Here is an 18,733-nt window from a genome sequence, read left to right as displayed (position 1 = left end):
AAACGGCCCGGGCGATGAGCCCGGGCCGCCTGACGCAGCCCTCGGGGGAAGGGGGTTACCCGAGGCCGCGGATTCCGTTGTAGTCGAGGTCGACAACCTGGCCGTAGCGCACCTTGCAGGTGAAGCTGCCAGCGTCATAACCACGGTAGTTGTTGTTCCACCCGCGGTAGTCGCCGTTCCAGCCACGACCATAGTTTGCATCACCCCGGCGCCACTCACGACCAGCGGTGTTGACCGCGATGCGGCCCTTGACCGTGTAGCCGTCCCGCCTGCGATCGATATTGCGGATATCGGTCACTTGCGAGTTGCCGCGATAGGAGCGGTTCGCACCGCGCTCGGCCGCGTTGACGCACTGCTCAACGGCCTGGCGCGGGTTACCGGCGCGGGCATAGCCATTGTCATAGCCACGATCATTCCGGCCATAATCACCCCGATAGTCTCTACCATCGTAGCGACCGTTGTCGCGGCCGACCGCCGTCGCCACCGCGGCAATGCCGCCGATGATCAGCGCACCGGCAATGATGTCACCGGCATCGATGCCATCGTTATCGCGGTTGTTGCGCGACTGTGCTTGTGCAGGAACAGTCGCGGTCACCGCCATCGCGCCAGCCGCGACGGTCCCGATCAGGGCTTTGGAAAAAGACGTCATGGTCTGCTCCTCTCAACTCTCGAAGGGACTCGATGTCCCTTGCCGAGTCAGGAGCTATCACTGGCGCGATATGCGATGCCTGAATGCCGCTGACAGATTCCGTTCAGGTTTCAACTTTGTTTTCTGAACATCACTGCCGAACAGCAAGCCCGGCCCACTTGCCCAGGAAGGCCATGATGTCGGATGCTTCCTCGATCGCCTTGTCGGTCGGCTTGCCCGAACCGTGGCCCGCGCGGGTCTCGATCCGGATCAGGTGTGGTTTGTCGCCGACTTCGGCAGCCTGGAGCGCGGCGGTGTACTTGAAACTGTGCCCAGGAACCACGCGGTCGTCGGTATCGGCGGTCGTGACGATCACCGCCGGGTACTCGGTGCCCGAATGAATGTTGTGGTACGGTGAGTACTTACGCAGCACCTTGAAGTCCGCTTCCCGATCCGGGTAGCCGTAGTCGTCGACCCAGTAGCGGCCCGCAGTCCAGCGGTCGAAGCGCAGCATGTCCATCACGCCAACCTGGGCGTTGCCGGCAGCAAACAAGTCGGGTCGCTGATTGACCACGGCACCCACGAGCAGGCCGCCATTGGAACCGCCCTGCACCGCGACCTGGCTGGCCACGTTCTCCGCCTTGAGGAACTCGGCAGCGCCGATGAAGTCGTCGAACACGTTCTGCTTGTTGTTCAGTCGGCCGCCGTCATGCCAGGCCTTCCCGTATTCCCCGCCGCCGCGAATGTTGGCGAGCGCAAACACGCCGCCAGCCTCGATCCACGCCAGGCGCGAGGGCGAGAATGTCGGCGTCAGCGAGATGTCGAACCCGCCGTAGCCATAGAGCAGCGTCGGCGCCGGGCCGGTCACATCCTTGCGGCGCACGATGAACACCGGCACGCGGGTGCCGTCCTTGGAGGTGTAGAACCGCTGCTCGACCGCGATCGTCTCGGGATCGAACTTGAGCTCCGGTTGCGCAAAAACCGAACTTTCGCCGGTCGCGACGTTGAGGCGGTAGATCGTGGCGGGGCGGTTGAAGCTGGCAAAGCTGTAGAAGGTCTCAGGATCGCCCGGCTTGCCGGTGAAACCCGAAACCGAGCCGAGCCCGGTCAGCTCAACCGGCGCCAACTCCTTGCCCGCCAAGTCGAAGGTACGCGCCAGTGCGGTGGCGTCCTTGAGATAGGACAGGACCAGTCGATCACCCACGATCGACGCGCCATCGATCGGCTGTTCCTTCTCAGGCACGATCTCGGCCCAGTCGCCGGCGGGATTATCGAGGTCGATCGAAACGACCCGATAACGGGGCGAGCCCTTGTTGGTGGAGAACCACAGCTTTCCGCCCACCCCATCGATCAGGCTCCAGGCGTTATCGAACCCTGTAACCAGCGTACGAGTGGCCCAACCGCTCGTGCCGCGCGCCGCGAGGTCGATTGCGCGAATCTCGTAGCGGGCATCGGTGCCGATCGAAGTCGTAATGACGGCCCAGCGCCCGTCACTCGTGACGCTGGCGCTATGGTTGTAATCGCGGTTCGCCGGCGTCGAATAGACCAACTGGTCCTCGCTCTGCGGCGTGCCGAGGCGGTGAAAATAGACAGCCTGGTCGTAGTTTAGAGCCTGGAAGTCCTGACCCTGCTCGGGCTCCGGGAAGCGAGAGTAGAGGAAGCCCTCTTCGCCGACCCAGGCCAGGTCGGTGAACTTGGCCCAGCGGATCTCTTCGCTCAGCTGCTTGCCAGTGGCGGCATCGAGCACGCGAATGATACGCCAGTCGCTGCCACCGTCCTGCACGCTGTAGAGCACCTTCGAGCCATCGGGCGAGGCACGCCAGGCGTCGAGCGCGGTCGCGCCGTCGTTGGCCCAGGTGTTCGGGTCGATCAGCAGTCGCGGTGCGCCACCCAATCCATCGCGGACGTAGAGCGGCGATTGGTTCTGAAGGCCGGAATTGCGGGTGTAAAAATAGCGGTCGCCGCGCTTCACCGGGGTCGAGAAGCGTTCGTAGTCGTAAAGCTGCCCGATCCGCTGCTTAAACCAATCACGCATCGGCAACTTGGCGAGGTAGGTATCGGTAAGCGCGTTCTGCTTTTCGACCCAGGCGGCGACTTCGGCGTCGTTGCGGACGTCGTTTTCGAGCCAGCGATAGGGATCGGCGATCTTCTCGCCGAACAGCGTCTCGACCACATCGTCACGGCGGGTTTCAGGGTATTTCGGAGCGGTCATGTCCTGGGCCTGCAAGGGAACGGAAAGAACCAAGGCAGACAGTGCCGTGGCGAGAACGGGAAAACGCATCAAGGGCTCCGGAAAAGCAAAAGGCGGCTGCGATCGTAACAATCGCAACCGCCTTTGCAAATTTCTAGATGAACCGGAGCCTTACGCTTCTTCCAGTTCCTCGTTCAGCACCGGACCGCTGTCCTGGCCCTTGGCGTCGACGTCGCGGTCGACGAGCTCGATGATCGCGATCGGGGCAGCGTCGCTGGCGCGGATGCCGGCCTTGATGATGCGGGTGTAGCCGCCTTCACGGCCGGCGTAGCGAGCCGCGAGTACGTCAAACAGCTTCTTTTCCTGCGTTTCGTCGAGGATGCGGCTGTGCGCGAGACGACGGTTCGAAAGGCCGCCATGCTTGGCCAGCGTGATCAGCTTTTCGACGTAGGGACGCAGTTCCTTCGCCTTCGGCGTGGTGGTCTGGATCTGCTCGTGCTTGATGAGAGCCGCTGCCATGTTACGCAGAAGGGCGGCGCGATGGCCGGACTTGCGCTGCAGCTTGCGGCCGCCGTGACCGTGACGCATTTCATGTACTCCGTTTGTAGGGGGGCCGTGTCAGGTACCCCGATCCAGGCGGCAGTTCGGGTCGCCGCCCAATCACCCGTTGTCCCTCCCCGAGCGAACCCGGGGAGGTCTATTCTTAGCCGAGCAGCTCTTGTTCGAGCTTCTTGGCCATTTCTTCGATGTTCTCAGGCGGCCAGCCCGGGATGTCCATGCCGAGGCGCAGACCCATGCTGGACAGCACTTCCTTGATCTCGTTGAGCGACTTGCGGCCGAAGTTCGGCGTGCGCAGCATCTCGGCTTCGGTCTTCTGGACCAGATCGCCGATGTAGATGATGTTGTCGTTCTTGAGGCAGTTGGCCGAACGGACCGACAGCTCGAGCTCGTCGACCTTCTTGAGAAGGTAACGGTTGAGCTGGTTGGCGTCGCTCTCTTCCGGCTGCGCGGCCACACCGATCATCGGGCTGGACGGCTGCGGAATGCCTTCTTCGAAGTGCACGAACAGCGTCAGCTGGTCCTGGAGGATGCGCGCGGCATAAGCCACGGCGTCTTCCGGGGTGACGGTGCCATCAGTTTCGACCGTGATCGACAGCTTGTCGTAGTCAAGTTCCTGCCCGACGCGGGCGTTGTCGACCTTGTAGCTGACCTGACGGATCGGCGAGTAGAGAGAGTCAATCGGGATCAGGCCGATCGGCGCGTCGACCGGACGGTTCGAAACGGCCGGGACGTAGCCCTTACCGGTGTCGGCAGTCAGCTCCATGTTGAGCGTCGCGCCTTCGTCGAGGTGACAGATCACGAGGTCCTTGTTGAGGACTTCGATGTCACCCGAAACGGCGATGTCACCGGCAGTCACGTCGGCGGGGCCGGTGACCGAAAGCTGCAGCCGCTTGGGGCCTTCGCCTTCCATCTTGAGGGCGATCTGCTTCACGTTGAGGACGATGTCGGTCACGTCCTCGCGCACGCCGGCGAGCGACGAGAACTCGTGCAGCACGTTCTCGATACGGATCGAGGTGATTGCTGCGCCCTGCAGGCTCGACAGGAGCACGCGACGGAGTGCGTTACCGAGCGTCAGGCCAAAACCGCGCTCGAGCGGTTCGGCCACGAAAGTCGCCTTGCGCTTCGCGTCGCCGCCGCTCTTGATGTCGAGGCTGTTGGGTTTCTTGAGTTCCTGCCAGTTCTTGGTGTTGACGGACATGGACTTCCCCTAAAGGTGTTTCGGGTGGAACGGCCTTGGAGCGCTGGGAGCCCCGCGGCCGATCCGAATTCAAATGACAGCCCTAAGGCCGCCAGCAGGTTCGATCAGACGCGGCGGCGCTTCGACGGCCGGACCCCGTTGTGCGGGATCGGGGTCACATCGCGGATGGATGTGATGGTGAAGCCGACGGCCTGCAAGGCCCGGAGCGCGCTTTCGCGGCCCGAACCCGGACCCTTGATCTCCACTTCCAGCGTACGGACGCCGTGTTCGGCGGCCTTCTTGCCGGCATCGTCCGCAGCAACCTGGGCGGCATAGGGAGTCGACTTGCGGCTGCCCTTGAAGCCCATCATGCCGGCGCTGGACCAGCTGATCGCATTGCCCTGCGCGTCGGTGATGGTGATCATGGTGTTGTTGAAGCTAGCGTTCACGTGCGCGACGCCGCTCGAGATGTTCTTGCGCTCCCGCCTTTTGATGCGCTGGGGTTCGCGTGCCATTGTTCGTGTCCTGTCCTAATCCTGAAAGAGCAAGCTGCTGCCTGTAAGGGCGCGCTTACTTCTTCTTGCCGGCGATCGGCTTGGCCTTGCCCTTGCGGGTACGGGCGTTGGTATGCGTGCGCTGACCGCGAACGGGCAGACCCTTGCGGTGACGCAGGCCGCGATAGCAGGCCAGGTCCATCAGACGCTTGATGTTCATCGCGGTGTCGCGACGAAGGTCACCCTCGACCGTGTGGTCGGCGTCGATGGTTTCGCGAATCTGAAGGACTTCGGCGTCCGAGAGATCCTGAACGCGGCGGCTATGATCGATGCCCAGCTTGTCGGCGATTTTCTTCGCCGTGGTCGGGCCAATACCATGGATATAGGTCAGCGCGACGATCACGCGCTTGTTGGTGGGGAGGTTTACCCCGGCAATACGAGCCACTTAATTCTCCATGCTCCACAGGGGACCGGCTGTTCCGGCGGGCGGAAAAGAGCCCCCTATCTCATCGCTTTTGCTCATCGACCCCAGCAGGGCATTGCACCAATGGCAATAAGTCCGGTTGGACAAGCACCTGGCCCGCCTGCCGAACTGACCTGCAAGTGTCGAATGAGGGGCGCGCTTAAGACGAATCGCCGTCGCCGTCAACAGCGAAACGCGCGCAGAACTGGATCGACCGCACTGATGCAGGCCGCCAGCTCGATTTCACCCGCGTACAACAAATCAGGGGTGTCGTCAAAAATTAGCCGTTCGCGTCAGTTCACTTTTCCGAGGCGTTCCGCGAGCCGCTGCACCTGCTCGCCGATCACGCCATCCACCAGCGGTGCCATCTCTGTCATCGACATCCGCATGTAGCCGCCGACGGCATAGTCGAAGGCAATCCTCGTCCCCTCCCCCTCGGGCTTCAGGGTTACCGTCAAGACGCCATTCACCGGCTCGGACTGCAACGGCCCCAACCCGCCGCGCAGGCGCAGGGCGGAATAGGGCGTCATGTAGATCACCCGCATGTGCTCGACTTCGCCGTCGGGCCCGGACTTCGCTGGGACGCGCTCGCAGAAGCAGCCGCCGGCGGCGGCCTTGAGCGACAGGTTCGCCGCGTCACCGGAATAGGTGTGCCCGCTGTTCCACCACTGTGATGGGGCGATCAGCGCGGCCCAAGCCTGTTCGGGCGATGCTCGAACCAGCGCCTCGTTGTGCGAGACAAAGCCCGCCTCGCTCGCAGACTTAACTTCAGCGATTGCAGGTGCTGAGCCGACCAGGGTCAGTGCGGCGACGAAGCAGTAAAGGGAACCACGCATGGACCACCTCCGTGCGGAAGTGTGACCCAGACCGGCTCGACGATCAATCGGCGTCGAGGATTTCCTCGATCGCGCTCGTCACCTCGTCGATCGGCGCCATGCCATTGACCCGGCTCACCAGGCCCTGCGCTTCGTAATACGGCAGGATCGGCGCGGTCTTGGCGCGGTACTCGCCCATGCGGGTGCGGACGGTCTCTTCGTTGTCGTCAGCCCGGCGCTTGAACTCGTGGCCGCCGCACTTGTCGCACGTGCCCTCTACCTTGGGCCGCTCGAACTTGTCGTGATAGCCCTTGCCGCAAGTGGCGCAGGTGTAGCGGCCAACGATGCGTTCGACCAAGGCATCCTCGTCCACGCCGAGCTCAATCACCCGGTCGAGCTTGCGGCCGCGGCCGGCAAGGATCTTGTCGAGCGTTTCGGCCTGGGCCGAGGTGCGCGGATAGCCGTCGAAGATCACTCCGGTCGCCGGATCGAGGCTAGCGAGCTTCTCGTCGATCATCGCGGTGACGATCTCGTCAGAGACCAGCGCACCCGAATCCATGACGTCGGCTACCTGGCGGCCCAGCGGCGTGTCGGCCTTGCGCGTCTCGCGCAGCATGTCGCCGGTCGAAAGCTGGACCATGCCGCGGCCCTCGACCAGGCGCTGAGCCTGTGTGCCCTTACCCGCCCCCGGTGGGCCAAGAAGAATGATGTTCACTACGCTCCCCCGTTTGCCTCGCCCTGGCCCCGCCAGTTCCGAAGCCTCCGGCTGCTTAACGCAGCCGGCCCTTCAGCTTCGCCTTCTTGATAAGGTCACCGTACTGGTGCGCAAGCAAGTGCGACTGGATCTGGCTGATCGTATCGACCGTGACGTTCACCACGATCAGCAGGCTGGTTCCGCCGAGGAACAGCGGAATGCCCGTCTGCGCGATCATGTACTCCGGCAGCACGCAGACCACCGTCAGGTAGATCGCGCCGATCACCGTGATGCGAGTCAGCACGTAGTCGAGGTATTCCGCGGTTCGCTTGCCCGGTCGAATGCCGGGGATGAAGCCGCCATTCTTCTTCAGGTTCTCCGCCGTCTCTTCCGGATTGAACACGACGGCCGTGTAGAAGAAGCAGAAGAAGATGATGCCCGTGGCATAGAACGCCAGATAGAGCGGCTGCCCATGCTGAAGGTACTGGTTCAGCGTCTGGATCACGCCGTAGAACGCGCTCCCCGTGCTGACCGAGTTGCCAGCAAACTGGCTGATCGTCAGCGGCAGCAGCAGCAACGAACTGGCGAAGATCGGCGGGATCACGCCCGCGGTGTTGAGCTTGAGCGGCAAGTGGCTGCGATCGGCCTGCATCATCCCGCGAGCGCTCGCTCGCTTGGGATATTGCACTAGCAATCGTCGCTGCGCCCTCTCCATGAAGCAGATCGCTAGCACCAGGCCCACGATCATCACCACCAGGCCGACGATCACGAAAACGTTGATCGAGCCCGTGCGGCCGCCTTCGAAAAGGTTGGCAATAAAGGTCGGGAACTGGGCGACGATGCCGGCCATGATGATCAGCGACACGCCATTGCCGATACCCCGGCTAGTGATCTGCTCACCCAGCCAGAGAAGGAACATGGTCCCGCCGACGAGGTTGATGACCGCAACGACGCGGAACATCATGCCGGGGTTGACCACCGCCTGAAGGCCGCTCTGCGCGCCGTAAGCCTCAAGGCCCGCCGCGAGGAACCAGCCCTGGATAGCGCAGAGGAACACCGCGCCGTAACGGGTGTACTGGTTGAGCTTCTTGCGTCCTGCCTCGCCCTCTTTCTTGAGAGCTACCAGCGAGGGATGCAGGGCAGCCGCAAGCTGCACCACGATGGATGCGGTAATGTAGGGCATGACGCCGAGCGCGATGAGACTCATGCGCTCAAGGCTGCCGCCTGAGAAAGTGTTGAACAGATCGAGGATACCACCCCGCGTCTGGTCGTAGAGCGACTCCAGGATCAGCGGGTTCACACCCGGAAGCGGGACGAAGCTGAGGAACCGGAACACGATCAGCGCACCGATCGTAAACCAGATGCGCTGCTTGAGCTCAGTTGCCTTGGAGAAATTGGCGAGACTGAGATTGCTCGCGATATTGTCCGCGCGTGATGCCATGAGTCTTAAAATGCCTTGCCTGGCTGGGCGAAAGTTGCCCGGGCCCCCTCTTCAGGTCAGCCCATATAGGTGCCGGATGAGGATGCAAGAACCCCCATCCGGCAATTCCTACTGGATTATTTGGCGGCAGCCTTCTTGGCAGCCTTGACGGTGCCCTTTTTCGCCGCTGCCAGCGCCGCGGGATCCTTGGCCACGATCACTTCGACCGAACCGCCGGCCTTCTCAACCGCAGCCTGGGCGCCCTTGGAAACGCCGTTGACCTTGAACTGGAGCTTGGTGCTGATCTCGCCCTTGCCGAGCAGACGCACGCCGTCCTTGCCGCCACGAGCCACGCCAGCAGCCTGGAGCGCCTCATGGTCGATGACCTTCTTGGCGTCGAGCTTGCCGGCTTCGACCAGCTTCTGGATCTGGCCGATGTTGACCTCAGCATAGTCCTTGCCGAACGGGTTGTTGAAGCCGCGCTTAGGCAGACGCATGTGCAGCGGCATCTGGCCGCCTTCGAAGCCCTTGATCGAGACGCCCGAACGGCTCTTCTGGCCCTTCTGGCCTCGGCCGCCGGTCTTGCCCTTGCCCGAGCCGATGCCACGGCCGACGCGCATGCGTTCCTTGCGGGCGCCGGGATTGTCGCGGATGTCGTTAAGTTTCATGTCGTTTGCACTCGCTTTCGCTTGATTCGCGCTGATGGGAAGCGGCGCCCCTAGCCGAGGCTGCCCGCTTTGTCACCCCTCTGAGACGGTCCGCGACCTCCGCGAACGACCCAAGAGGAACCGCTGATACAAAAAGGCCCCGGCATCACTGCCAGGGCCTTCGTGTTGTTCGTTGGCGACCGGCTTAGCCGATCACTTCGACCATGTGCGGCAGCTTGGCGATCGCACCGCGGACCTCGGGGGTATCCTCGAGCTCCACCACGCGATGCATCTTGCCCAGGCCGAGGCCGATGAGCGTCTGCTTCTGCGATTCCGGCCGACGGATCGGCGAACCGATCTGCTTGATCTTGATCTTCGCCATCGTTCTTACTCCGCGATCGCAGCAGCTTCGGCTTCCGCCTCAGCTTCGCTCGCGCCGCCGCGACCCAGCAGGTCGGCGACCTTCTTGCCACGACGCTGAGCAACCGACTTCGGCGAAGTCTGGGTGGCCAGCGCGTCGAAAGTGGCGCGGATCATGTTGTAGGGGTTGGAAGTGCCGATCGACTTGGTGACGACGTCGGCAACGCCCAGGCTTTCGAAGACGGCGCGCATCGGGCCGCCGGCGATGATGCCGGTACCGGCCGGAGCCGAACGGACATTCACGTGACCGGCGCCGAACTTGCCCAGACCGTCGTGATGCAGCGTGCGGCCTTCCTTGAGGGGAACGCGGATCATCTTCTTCTTGGCAGCGGCAGTCGCCTTGGTGATCGCTTCCGGCACTTCGCGAGCCTTGCCGTGGCCGAAGCCCACGCGGCCCTTGCCGTCACCGACCACGACCAGCGCTGCGAAACCGAAGCGCTTGCCGCCCTTAACGGTCTTCGACACGCGGTTGATGTGGACCAGCTTCTCGATCAGCTCGTCGCCTTCTTCCTCGCGACGTTCGTCACGACGGCCACGACCACGGCCACGGCCGCCATCACGGTCACCGCCCCGATCACGTCCGCCGCGGCCGCCACGGCCCCGACCTTCGCGCTGTTCGGGAGCACTGGTGGTGGCCTCTACGGCCTCGACGGTTTCAACCGCCGTGTTTTCCTGGTTGGTCTCGTCAGCCATCATCAGAACTCCAGCCCGCCTTCGCGGGCGGCATCGGCCAGCGCCTTGACGCGACCATGGAACAGGTAACCGCCGCGATCGAACACGACAGTAGTCACGCCTGCCTTCTTGGCAGCCGCGGCAATGTCCTTGCCCACCTGGATGGCGGCATCGACATTGGCACCGGCTGCCTTCGCGCCCAGCGTCGAAGCAGCGGCCACGGTGCGGCCCTCTGCGTCGTCGATGATCTGCGCGTAGATGTGCCGGCCCGTGCGGTGGACCGAGAGCCGCGGACGGAGGCCCGAGCGCTTACGAAGCGCAGTACGGACCCGGCGACGGCGGCGTTCGAACAGGGATAGCTTTGCCATCTTACTTCTTCTTCCCTTCCTTGCGGAAGATGTACTCGCCGCGATACTTGATGCCCTTGCCCTTGTAGGGCTCAGGCTTCCGCCAGCGGCGGACTTCGGCGGCGAACTGGCCAACGGCCTGCTTGTCGATACCGCTGATTTCGATGGTCGTCTGGTCCGGGGTCTTCACCTCCAGGCCAGCCGGAATGTCGAGCTCAACGTCATGGCTGTAGCCGAGCTGCAGCTTGAGCTTGTTGCCCTGCGCCGCAGCACGATAACCAACACCGGTGATCTCGAGCACCTTGGAGAAACCCGAGGTGACGCCATCGACCAGGTTCGACACCAGCGTGCGCTGCATGCCCCAGTGGCTGCGGGCAGCCTTGGAGTCATTGGCCGGCTGGATCGCAATCGAACCGTCTTCCAGCTTGTAGCTGACGAGCTCGGACAGTCCCAGCGCGAGCGTGCCCTTCGGGCCCTTCACGTTGAGCGATCCGTTCTCGATCGCGGCAGTGACCCCGCTCGGGATCGCTACCGGCTTTTTGCCGATGCGGCTCATCAGAACACCTCCGCCAGCACTTCGCCGCCGACGTTCTGGGCGCGTGCTTCGGCATCCGAGAGCACGCCGCGCGGCGTCGAGACGATGGTGATGCCAAGGCCGTTGCGCACGGTCGGAAGCTCTTTGCTGCCCGAGTAGACGCGGCGGCCAGGCTTCGAAACGCGAGACACGTGCTTGATCGCCGGTTCGCCTTCGAAGTACTTCAGTTCAATCCGCAGCGCCGGGTGCTTGCCGGTGGTGTCCTCGGAATAGCCGCGGATGTAGCCTTCGCGCTGGAGCACTTCCAGAACGTTGGCACGCAGCTTGGACGCCGGCGAAAGGACGGTGTCCTTCTTCGCCTGCTGGCCGTTGCGGATACGGGTGAGCATATCACCCAGGGGATCGGTCAATGCCATTTCGTCAGATCCTCACCAGCTCGACTTGGTCAGACCGGGAATCAGGCCCTTGTTGCCCAGATTCCGGATCTCGATCCTGTTGAGGCCGAACTTGCGATAAACGCCGCGGGGGCGGCCGGTGGTGTTGCAGCGGTTGCGCACACGCGTCGGGTTGCCGTTACGCGGAACCTCCGCGAGCTTCAGGCGCGCGATCAGACGTTCGCCATCATCTAGCGATTCGTCATCGGCAATAGCCTTCAGCTTCGCGTACTTCGCCGCGTACTTCTTAACGAGCTTCTTACGACGCTCGTTCTTGTTGATCGAACTCAGTTTCGCCATGGACTTAAGCTCTCCTGAGGCGGCTTACGCCGCCTCCTTCTCTTCAGCCTGCTCGGCCGGGAACGGGAAACCGAAGAGGCGGAGCAGCTCACGGGCTTCCTCATCGGTGTTAGCGGTGGTGGTGACGATGATGTCCATGCCACGCACCTTCTCAATCTTGTCGTAGCTGATCTCGGGGAACACGATCTGTTCCTTGAGACCCATCGCGTAGTTGCCACGACCATCGAACGACTTCGGGTTCAGACCACGGAAGTCGCGGATGCGGGGCATCGCGATGGTCACCAGACGGTCGACGAACTCGAACATGCGATCGCTGCGCAGGGTAACCTTGCAACCAATCGGCATGCCTTCACGCAGCTTGAACTGCGCGATCGACTTCTTCGCCTTGGTGATTACCGGCTTCTGACCGGCGATCAGCTCCATTTCTTCAGCTGCAACCTGGACCTTCTTCTTGTCCTGGCTGGCTTCGCCAACGCCCATGTTGAGCGTGACTTTCTCCAGCTTCGGAACTTGAAGCGCGTTGGTGTAGCCGAACTTCTCGGTCATCGCCTTGGCGATGCGATCCTCGTAAGCCTTCTTGAGGCGCGGAGTGTACTTGTCAGCCATCGATCTTTTCCCCCGACTTGACGGCGACGCGCACCTTCTTTCCGTCACGCTCTTCGAAGCGGACGCGGGTGGGCTTGCCATCCTTGGGATCGGCCACGGCGACCTTGCTGATCGCCATCGGAGCGGGCGAGCGGTCGATGCCGCCCTGCGGGTTCGCCTGGCTCGGCTTGCGGTGACGGACGGCGACATTGACGCCATCGACCACGACCTTGCCGTCCTTGGGCAGAACCTTGCTTACGGTACCGGTGCGGCCCTTGTCCTTGCCGGACAGGACTACGACCTGGTCACCCTTCTTGATCTTTGCAGCGCTCATTACAGCACCTCCGGAGCAAGCGAGATGATCTTCATGAAACCCTTCGAGCGCAGCTCGCGCACGACCGGTCCGAAGATACGGGTGCCGATCGGCTCCTCGTTCTTGTTCACGAGAACCGCGGCGTTGCTGTCGAAGCGGATCACGCTACCGTCGGGACGGCGAACGTCCTTACGGGTACGCACGATCACCGCACGGTGAACGTCACCCTTTTTCACGCGAGCACGTGGCTGCGCCTCCTTGACGGAGACGACGATCACGTCGCCGACGCCAGCGGTACGACGCTTCGACCCGCCCAGCACCTTAATGCACTGGACGCGCTTAGCGCCGCTGTTGTCCGCGACGTCGAGATTGGACTGCATCTGGATCATCGATCCGGTTCCTTCTCAATGGCTTGCCGGAACGAGTCCGGCAGTTCCAAATCCTGTCCCCGCCGAAGCGGGGCTTAACTCAGTTGCCCGCGGCTTCGACCTCGAGGTCGGCCTCGATCGCCACGCCCTTGCCGGCCTGGACACGATCGAGCACGCGCCACGTCTTGGTCTTGGAGATCGGACGCGTCTCCTCGATACGGACGGTGTCGCCGGGCTTGTATTCATTCGCTTCGTCGTGAGCGTGATACTTCTTCGAGCGGCGGATAATCTTCCCGTAAAGCGGGTGCTTTTCCTTGCGCTCGACCTTCACGGTCACGGTCTTGTCGGTCTTGTCGGAGACGACGGTCCCGATAAGGATGCGTTTCGGCATCGTCTAGCTCCTTACGCCTTCACGGCCGGGCGCGAACGCTCGGTCTGCAGGGTCTTGATCTGCGCGATCGCACGGCGGACTTCCTTTATCCGCGCAGGGCGTTCGAGCTGGTTAGTCGCGGACTGGAAACGCAGGTTGAACTGCTCGCGCTTCAGCTCGACGAGCTGGTCAGCCAGCTGATCGTCGGTCTTGGTGCGCAGGTCCTCGAATTTCTTCTGGGCCATCATTCGCCTCCCAGGTGCGAGCTGTCGCCGAGACGGGCAACAACCTTGGTCTTGATCGGCAGCTTCATCGCCGCACGCTCGAACGCTTCAGCAGCGAGCGGGCCGGGAACGCCGTCGAGTTCGAACAGGATGCGGCCCGGCTTAACGCGAGCAGCCCAATATTCGATGGCACCCTTGCCCTTACCCTGACGGACTTCGGCCGGCTTCTTCGACACCGGAACGTCGGGGAACACGCGGATCCAAAGACGGCCCTGGCGCTTGATGTGGCGAGTGATCGCGCGGCGAGCCGCTTCGATCTGGCGCGCGGTGATCCGCTCCGGTTCCATGGCCTTGAGGCCGTACGAGCCGAAGTTGAGCGCCGTGCCGCCCTTCGCGTCGCCGCTGATGCGGCCCTTGAAGGCCTTGCGGTACTTGGTTTTTCTAGGTTGCAACATGGTCTGTTACTCAGCTCAACGGGCCGGGCGGACGCCGGAGGTTTGAGCCTCCATCATCAGCCGGTCCTGCGCCATCGGATCATGGCCGAGGATCTCGCCCTTGAAGATCCAGCACTTGATGCCGATGATCCCGTAGGCGGTGAGTGCCTCAGCTTCGGCATAGTCGACGTTCGCACGCAGCGTGTGCAACGGCACACGGCCTTCGCGATACCACTCGACGCGGGCGATTTCGGCACCGCCGAGACGTCCAGCGCAAGTGATACGAATGCCCTCTGCGCCGAGACGCAGAGCCGACTGAACAGCGCGCTTCATCGCACGGCGGAAAGCCACGCGGCGAACCAGCTGGTCGGCGACACCCTGAGCGACGAGCTTGGCGTCGATTTCCGGCTTGCGGATCTCGACGATGTTCAGCTTCACTTCGCTGTTGGTCATCGTGGCCAGCTTCGAACGAAGCTTTTCGATGTCCGCGCCCTTCTTGCCGATGATGACACCGGGACGCGCAGCGTAGATCGAGATGCGGCACAGCTTGGCCGGACGCTCGATCACCACCTTCGAGATCGCTGCCTGCGGCAGGGTCGCGATGATGTACTTGCGCAGCTCAATGTCTTCCTTGAGCAGCTGGCTGTAGTTGCGCCCTTCGGCGTACCACCGGCTGTCCCAGGTACGGTTGATCTGCAGGCGCAGGCCGATCGGATTGCTCTTCTGACCCATCTTAAGCCTCTTCTTCCTGCTCGCGCACGACGATCCGCAGCCGGCTGAAGGGCTTGAGGATGCGCGTGGACTTGCCACGGCCGCGCGTTGCGAAACGCTTCATGGTGATCGACTTGCCAACGCTGGCCTCGGCAACGACGAGGGCGTCGACGTCGAGGTTGTGGTTGTTCTCCGCATTGGCGATCGCGCTGGCGAGCACCTTGCGGGCGTCAACAGCCATCGCCTTGGTCGAGAAGCTGAGGATGTTCAGCGCCTCTTCGGCCTTGCGGCCACGGATCAGCGCAGCGACGAGGTTGAGCTTCTGGGCGGAACCACGAATGGTGGTGCCAACAGCCAGCGCCTCGTTCTCGGCTACGCGGCGGGGAGCTTTCTGCTTGCTCATCAGCGCTTACCCTTCTTGTCGCCAGCGTGGCCGGGGAAGTTGCGCGTGGGCGAAAACTCTCCGAGCTTGTGGCCAACCATGTCCTCGTTGACGGACACGGGGATGAACTTCTGTCCATTGTAGACGTTGAAGGTCAGGCCGACGAACTGCGGCAGGATCGTGCTGCGGCGCGACCAGGTCTTGATCGGCGCGCGCGCACCCTTGTCCTGAGCCTCTTCTGCCTTCTTCAGCAGCTGCAGTTCGACGAACGGACCTTTCCAGACGGAACGAGCCATGTCGCTTACCTCTTCTTCTTAGCGTGGCGCGAACGGATGATCATCTTGTCCGTCTGCTTGTTATGACGAGTGCGGGCACCCTTCGTCGGCTTGCCCCACGGGGTCACCGGATGGCGACCACCAGAGGTCCGGCCTTCACCACCACCGTGCGGGTGGTCGACCGGGTTCTTCGCGACACCGCGCGTCAGCGGACGCACGCCCATCCAGCGCTTGCGGCCAGCCTTGGCGAAGTTCTGGTTGGAGTTGTCGGGGTTCGAAACCGCGCCAACCGTACCCATGCAGTCTGCACGCAGGTAACGCTGTTCGCCCGAGTTCAGGCGGACGATCACCATGCCGCGGTCGCGGCCAACGAGCTGGACGTAAGTCCCGGCCGAACGGGCGATCTGGCCACCCTTGCCCGGCTTCATCTCGACGTTGTGGCAGATCGTGCCGACCGGCATCTGGCCGAGAAGCATCGCGTTGCCGACCTTGGTGTCCACGCGCTCACCCGCGATGACCTGATCGCCGGGGGCGAGACGGTTCGGGGCGAGGATGTAGGCCAGTTCGCCGTCCTCATACTTGATGAGGGCGATGAACGCGGTCCGGTTGGGATCGTATTCGATCCGCTCGACCGTAGCAGCCATGTCCCACTTGCGACGCTTGAAGTCGATGAAGCGGTACTTCTGCTTGTGGCCGCCGGCGATACCGCGCGAGGTCACGTGACCCTTGTTGTTACGGCCACCGGTCTTGCGCTTGCCTTCGGTAAGCGCCTTGACCGGCTTGCCCTTATAGAGCGCCGAGCGGTCGACCAGGATCAGGCCGCGGCGTGCGGGGCTGGTCGGGTTATAGTTCTTGAGTGCCATCTTGTTCTAGCCTCAGATACCGCTGGTGATGTCGATCGGCTCCTGGCCTTCAGCCAGGGTCACGATCGCCTTCTTCACATCGGTGCGCTTGTAGGGTTGCCCCTTCCAGCGCTTGGTCTTGCCCTTTTGGACAATGATGTTCACGCCTGCGACCTTGCGGTCGTAAAGCGCCTCGACAGCCTCCTTGACCTGCGGCTTGCTCGCGGTCTTGGCGACCTTGAAGACGATCGCGTTATGCTCGGAGAGCAGCGTCGACTTCTCGGTGATGTGGGGGCTGAGGATGACGTCGTAGTGACGCGCATCCACTTCCTGCTTCTTAGCCATTGAACCGCGCCTCCAGCTTTTCGACAGCGGAGCGCGTCAGCACCAGCGTGTCATGCTTCAGGATGTCATAGACGTTGGCGCCGATGGCCGGGAGCACGTTCACGCCCGGAAGGTTGCCGGCGGCCAGACGGAAACCGTCGTTCACCGAGTCACCATCGATCACCAGGACCTTGCCGTTCCAGCCGGCCTTGTCGAAGGTACCCTTGAGCGCCTTGGTCTTGGCGTCCTTGAGCTCGAGGCTGTCGACGACAACGAGGCCGTCCTTCGCCTTGGCCGAAAGAGCCATCTTCAGACCGAGTGCACGGACCTTCTTGTTGAGCGACTGCTCGAAGTCACGCTTGCGCGCACCGTGAGCCTTACCACCGCCGATGAAGATCGGGGCGCTGCGGTCACCGTGACGAGCCGTGCCGCCGCCCTTCTGGCGACCCCACTTCTTGCCGGTGCGTGCAACGTCCGAACGCTCACGGGTCGGGCGGGCAGTGCCGCGACGATTCTCGAGCTGCCAGGTGACGACGCGATGCAGAATGTCTGCGCGCGGCTCCACACCGAAGACGGCATCGTTAAGTTCGATGTCGCCGGCGGCCTTGCCGTCGAGTTGCTGAACCTTAACCTTCACGGATCAGCCCTCCTTGCCTGCGTCAGCTTCGGGCGCATTGCCCTCGGCTTCGTTGTTCTGTTCCACAGCCTGTTCAGCGTCGGTCGCGGCACCCGCATGCTGCTCGGCGAGCAGAGCGGCGGCTTCCTCGGCGGTCGGGCCGGTGTCGATTTCGTGCTCGGCAGCTGCTTCGACCATGCCGGCCGGAGCTTCTGCATGCTCAGGGAGCGAGCTCGTCTTTTCCAGGATGGCGCCTGGGAACGGCGCGCCTTCGGGAACCGGAAGCTTGACCGCGTCACGGACCAGCAGCCAACCGTTCTTCGCGCCAGGGACGGAGCCCTTGACGAAGATCAGGCCACGGACCGCGTCGGTTCGGACGACTTCGAGGTTCTGCTGGGTGCGCTGCTTGTCACCCATGTGGCCGGCCATCTTCTTGTTCTTGAAGACCTTGCCCGGATCCTGGCGCTGACCAGTCGAACCGAGTGCACGGTGCGAGATCGAGACACCGTGGGTGGCGCGCATACCGCCGAAACCCCAGCGCTTCATGCCGCCCTGGAAGCCCTTACCCTGGGTGTGACCCGAGACATCGACCATCTGACCGGCAACGAAATGCTCTGCGCTGATCGTCGCGCCGACCGGGAGGAGCGCGTCCTCATTGTCGAGACGGAATTCAGCGACCTTCTTCTTGAGCGGAACCTGAGCCTTGGCGAAATGTTCGCGCTGCGGCTTGGCAACGTTCTTCTGCTTGGCCTCTCCCGAACCGACCTGGAGAGCGACGTAACCGTCACGCTCCGACGTACGATGGGAAACAACCTGACAATCCTCCAGCGCCAGGACGGTGACGGGCACATGGCGGCCGTCCTCCTGGAACAGGCGGGTCATCCCGACTTTCTTTGCGATCACGCCAGTGCGCATGATCCAGCTCCTTCAACAGAGGCCTGCCGGACCATCCGACAGGCTTGTCAGCCCAAATTGTCGTGCATCGCCCCGTCCGGGCTGAGTGCCTCCCGAGGGAGGCGAGACGGGGGACGCGGCCCGGCAGATTGCCGGCGGTATCCCTAAGTCTAGATCAGCAAGCCATTTGGCCGACCGATCAAGCACCCCCGCCTGGGCGGGGGCATACTGGCTTAGGCCAGCTTGATCTCAACGTTTACGCCAGCAGCCAGGTCGAGCTTCATCAGCGCATCAACCGTCGCGGCGTTGGGCTGCACGATGTCGAGCAGCCGCTTGTAGGTCCGGACCTCGAACTGCTCGCGCGACTTCTTGTCGACGTGCGGACCGCGGTTCACGGTGAACTTCTCGATGCGCGTCGGCAGGGGAATGGGGCCCCGGATGAGCGCGCCGGTGCGGCGGGCGGTATCTGCAATCTCTCCGGTCGCCTGATCGAGCACGCGGTGATCGAAGGCCTTGAGACGAATGCGGATATTCTGAGCTTCCATGTCCTACTACCGATGCGAAAGAGCCAAGGTGATCCTGGGGGGCCACCAAAAA

The 18,733-nt window shown here is 62.9% G+C and carries 30 protein-coding genes; all 30 read right to left on the bottom strand.

Annotated elements, in window-relative coordinates; genetic code table 11:
• Positions 1–55 precede the first annotated feature (55 nt).
• Complete coding sequence (locus ASD76_RS02600; RefSeq protein ID WP_055918081.1) at positions 56–649, bottom strand: hypothetical protein; 594 nt, start codon at positions 647–649, stop codon at positions 56–58.
• 130 nt (positions 650–779) lie between these two features.
• The gene (locus tag ASD76_RS02595) at positions 780–2,909 is read right to left on the bottom strand and encodes a prolyl oligopeptidase family serine peptidase (RefSeq protein WP_055918080.1); all 2,130 of its coding nucleotides are present in this window, start codon (positions 2,907–2,909) and stop codon (positions 780–782) included.
• A gap of 81 nt (positions 2,910–2,990) precedes the next feature.
• Complete coding sequence (gene rplQ / locus ASD76_RS02590; protein ID WP_055918078.1) at positions 2,991–3,407, bottom strand: 50S ribosomal protein L17; 417 nt, start codon at positions 3,405–3,407, stop codon at positions 2,991–2,993.
• Between the two features lie 115 nt (positions 3,408–3,522).
• Entirely contained in the window at positions 3,523–4,578 is a 1,056-nt protein-coding gene (locus ASD76_RS02585) for a DNA-directed RNA polymerase subunit alpha (protein ID WP_055918075.1), read from the bottom strand.
• 104 nt (positions 4,579–4,682) lie between these two features.
• On the bottom strand, positions 4,683–5,072 hold the full coding sequence (gene rpsK / locus ASD76_RS02580) for a 30S ribosomal protein S11 (RefSeq protein WP_055918073.1): 390 nt from the start codon (positions 5,070–5,072) through the stop codon (positions 4,683–4,685).
• Positions 5,073–5,127: 55 nt separating this feature from the next.
• Positions 5,128–5,496, bottom strand: a complete 369-nt coding sequence (gene rpsM / locus ASD76_RS02575; protein WP_055918070.1) for a 30S ribosomal protein S13 — start codon at positions 5,494–5,496, stop codon at positions 5,128–5,130.
• 311 nt (positions 5,497–5,807) lie between these two features.
• Positions 5,808–6,350, bottom strand: coding sequence for an SRPBCC domain-containing protein (locus tag ASD76_RS02570; RefSeq protein WP_055918067.1), 543 nt, complete (start codon positions 6,348–6,350; stop codon positions 5,808–5,810).
• Between the two features lie 43 nt (positions 6,351–6,393).
• Positions 6,394–7,044, bottom strand: a complete 651-nt coding sequence (locus ASD76_RS02565; protein ID WP_055918064.1) for an adenylate kinase — start codon at positions 7,042–7,044, stop codon at positions 6,394–6,396.
• Positions 7,045–7,099: 55 nt separating this feature from the next.
• Entirely contained in the window at positions 7,100–8,464 is a 1,365-nt protein-coding gene (secY, locus tag ASD76_RS02560; protein ID WP_055918061.1) for a preprotein translocase subunit SecY, read from the bottom strand.
• A 116-nt stretch (positions 8,465–8,580) separates the two neighbouring features.
• Positions 8,581–9,111, bottom strand: coding sequence for a 50S ribosomal protein L15 (gene rplO, locus ASD76_RS02555; protein ID WP_055918058.1), 531 nt, complete (start codon positions 9,109–9,111; stop codon positions 8,581–8,583).
• Positions 9,112–9,295: 184 nt separating this feature from the next.
• A complete protein-coding gene (rpmD, locus tag ASD76_RS02550) occupies positions 9,296–9,472 on the bottom strand; it encodes a 50S ribosomal protein L30 (RefSeq protein ID WP_055918055.1) in 177 nt (58 codons plus the stop codon).
• 5 nt (positions 9,473–9,477) lie between these two features.
• Entirely contained in the window at positions 9,478–10,203 is a 726-nt protein-coding gene (rpsE, locus tag ASD76_RS02545; protein ID WP_055922829.1) for a 30S ribosomal protein S5, read from the bottom strand.
• Positions 10,204–10,205: 2 nt separating this feature from the next.
• Positions 10,206–10,550, bottom strand: a complete 345-nt coding sequence (gene rplR, locus ASD76_RS02540) for a 50S ribosomal protein L18 (RefSeq protein WP_055918052.1) — start codon at positions 10,548–10,550, stop codon at positions 10,206–10,208.
• 1 nt (position 10,551) lies between these two features.
• Positions 10,552–11,085 (bottom strand): 50S ribosomal protein L6, encoded by a 534-nt coding sequence (gene rplF / locus ASD76_RS02535; protein WP_055918050.1) that lies wholly within the window; start codon positions 11,083–11,085, stop codon positions 10,552–10,554.
• Positions 11,085–11,480 carry a 30S ribosomal protein S8 gene (rpsH, locus tag ASD76_RS02530; RefSeq protein WP_055918047.1) on the bottom strand — a complete coding sequence of 132 codons (396 nt, stop codon included), beginning with the start codon at positions 11,478–11,480 and terminating at the stop codon, positions 11,085–11,087. The genes rplF and rpsH overlap by 1 nt, the downstream gene beginning before the upstream one ends.
• Positions 11,481–11,492: 12 nt before the next feature.
• Positions 11,493–11,798, bottom strand: a complete 306-nt coding sequence (gene rpsN / locus ASD76_RS02525) for a 30S ribosomal protein S14 (RefSeq protein ID WP_055918044.1) — start codon at positions 11,796–11,798, stop codon at positions 11,493–11,495.
• Between the two features lie 24 nt (positions 11,799–11,822).
• Complete coding sequence (rplE, locus tag ASD76_RS02520; RefSeq protein ID WP_055918041.1) at positions 11,823–12,404, bottom strand: 50S ribosomal protein L5; 582 nt, start codon at positions 12,402–12,404, stop codon at positions 11,823–11,825.
• A complete protein-coding gene (gene rplX, locus ASD76_RS02515; protein WP_055918037.1) occupies positions 12,397–12,717 on the bottom strand; it encodes a 50S ribosomal protein L24 in 321 nt (106 codons plus the stop codon). The genes rplE and rplX overlap by 8 nt, the downstream gene beginning before the upstream one ends.
• Complete coding sequence (gene rplN, locus ASD76_RS02510; protein WP_055918032.1) at positions 12,717–13,085, bottom strand: 50S ribosomal protein L14; 369 nt, start codon at positions 13,083–13,085, stop codon at positions 12,717–12,719. Before rplN ends, rplX begins: the two co-directional genes overlap by 1 nt.
• A 79-nt stretch (positions 13,086–13,164) precedes the next feature.
• Complete coding sequence (rpsQ, locus tag ASD76_RS02505; protein ID WP_055918030.1) at positions 13,165–13,455, bottom strand: 30S ribosomal protein S17; 291 nt, start codon at positions 13,453–13,455, stop codon at positions 13,165–13,167.
• An 11-nt stretch (positions 13,456–13,466) separates the two neighbouring features.
• Positions 13,467–13,682, bottom strand: a complete 216-nt coding sequence (gene rpmC, locus ASD76_RS02500; protein WP_055918028.1) for a 50S ribosomal protein L29 — start codon at positions 13,680–13,682, stop codon at positions 13,467–13,469.
• Positions 13,679–14,113: a 50S ribosomal protein L16 gene (gene rplP / locus ASD76_RS02495; protein WP_055918024.1), complete on the bottom strand. Its 435-nt coding sequence runs from the start codon at positions 14,111–14,113 to the stop codon at positions 13,679–13,681. The genes rpmC and rplP overlap by 4 nt, the downstream gene beginning before the upstream one ends.
• Before the next feature lie 15 nt (positions 14,114–14,128).
• Entirely contained in the window at positions 14,129–14,824 is a 696-nt protein-coding gene (gene rpsC, locus ASD76_RS02490; RefSeq protein ID WP_055918018.1) for a 30S ribosomal protein S3, read from the bottom strand.
• 1 nt (position 14,825) lies between these two features.
• Positions 14,826–15,206, bottom strand: coding sequence for a 50S ribosomal protein L22 (gene rplV, locus ASD76_RS02485; protein ID WP_055918016.1), 381 nt, complete (start codon positions 15,204–15,206; stop codon positions 14,826–14,828).
• Positions 15,206–15,481 carry a 30S ribosomal protein S19 gene (gene rpsS / locus ASD76_RS02480; protein WP_055918013.1) on the bottom strand — a complete coding sequence of 92 codons (276 nt, stop codon included), beginning with the start codon at positions 15,479–15,481 and terminating at the stop codon, positions 15,206–15,208. Before rpsS ends, rplV begins: the two co-directional genes overlap by 1 nt.
• A 5-nt stretch (positions 15,482–15,486) precedes the next feature.
• Positions 15,487–16,323 (bottom strand): 50S ribosomal protein L2, encoded by an 837-nt coding sequence (gene rplB / locus ASD76_RS02475; RefSeq protein ID WP_055918010.1) that lies wholly within the window; start codon positions 16,321–16,323, stop codon positions 15,487–15,489.
• 12 nt (positions 16,324–16,335) lie between these two features.
• Positions 16,336–16,647 (bottom strand): 50S ribosomal protein L23, encoded by a 312-nt coding sequence (locus tag ASD76_RS02470; RefSeq protein WP_055918007.1) that lies wholly within the window; start codon positions 16,645–16,647, stop codon positions 16,336–16,338.
• On the bottom strand, positions 16,640–17,263 hold the full coding sequence (gene rplD / locus ASD76_RS02465; RefSeq protein WP_055918004.1) for a 50S ribosomal protein L4: 624 nt from the start codon (positions 17,261–17,263) through the stop codon (positions 16,640–16,642). Before rplD ends, ASD76_RS02470 begins: the two co-directional genes overlap by 8 nt.
• Before the next feature lie 3 nt (positions 17,264–17,266).
• Entirely contained in the window at positions 17,267–18,157 is an 891-nt protein-coding gene (rplC, locus tag ASD76_RS02460; protein ID WP_055918001.1) for a 50S ribosomal protein L3, read from the bottom strand.
• Positions 18,158–18,369: 212 nt separating this feature from the next.
• Entirely contained in the window at positions 18,370–18,681 is a 312-nt protein-coding gene (rpsJ, locus tag ASD76_RS02455; protein WP_055917998.1) for a 30S ribosomal protein S10, read from the bottom strand.
• Positions 18,682–18,733: the final 52 nt, after the last annotated feature.

The organism is Altererythrobacter sp. Root672 (genome assembly GCF_001427865.1).
Classification (GTDB): domain Bacteria; phylum Pseudomonadota; class Alphaproteobacteria; order Sphingomonadales; family Sphingomonadaceae; genus Croceibacterium_A.
This window is presented reverse-complemented; position numbering and strand designations above follow the sequence as displayed.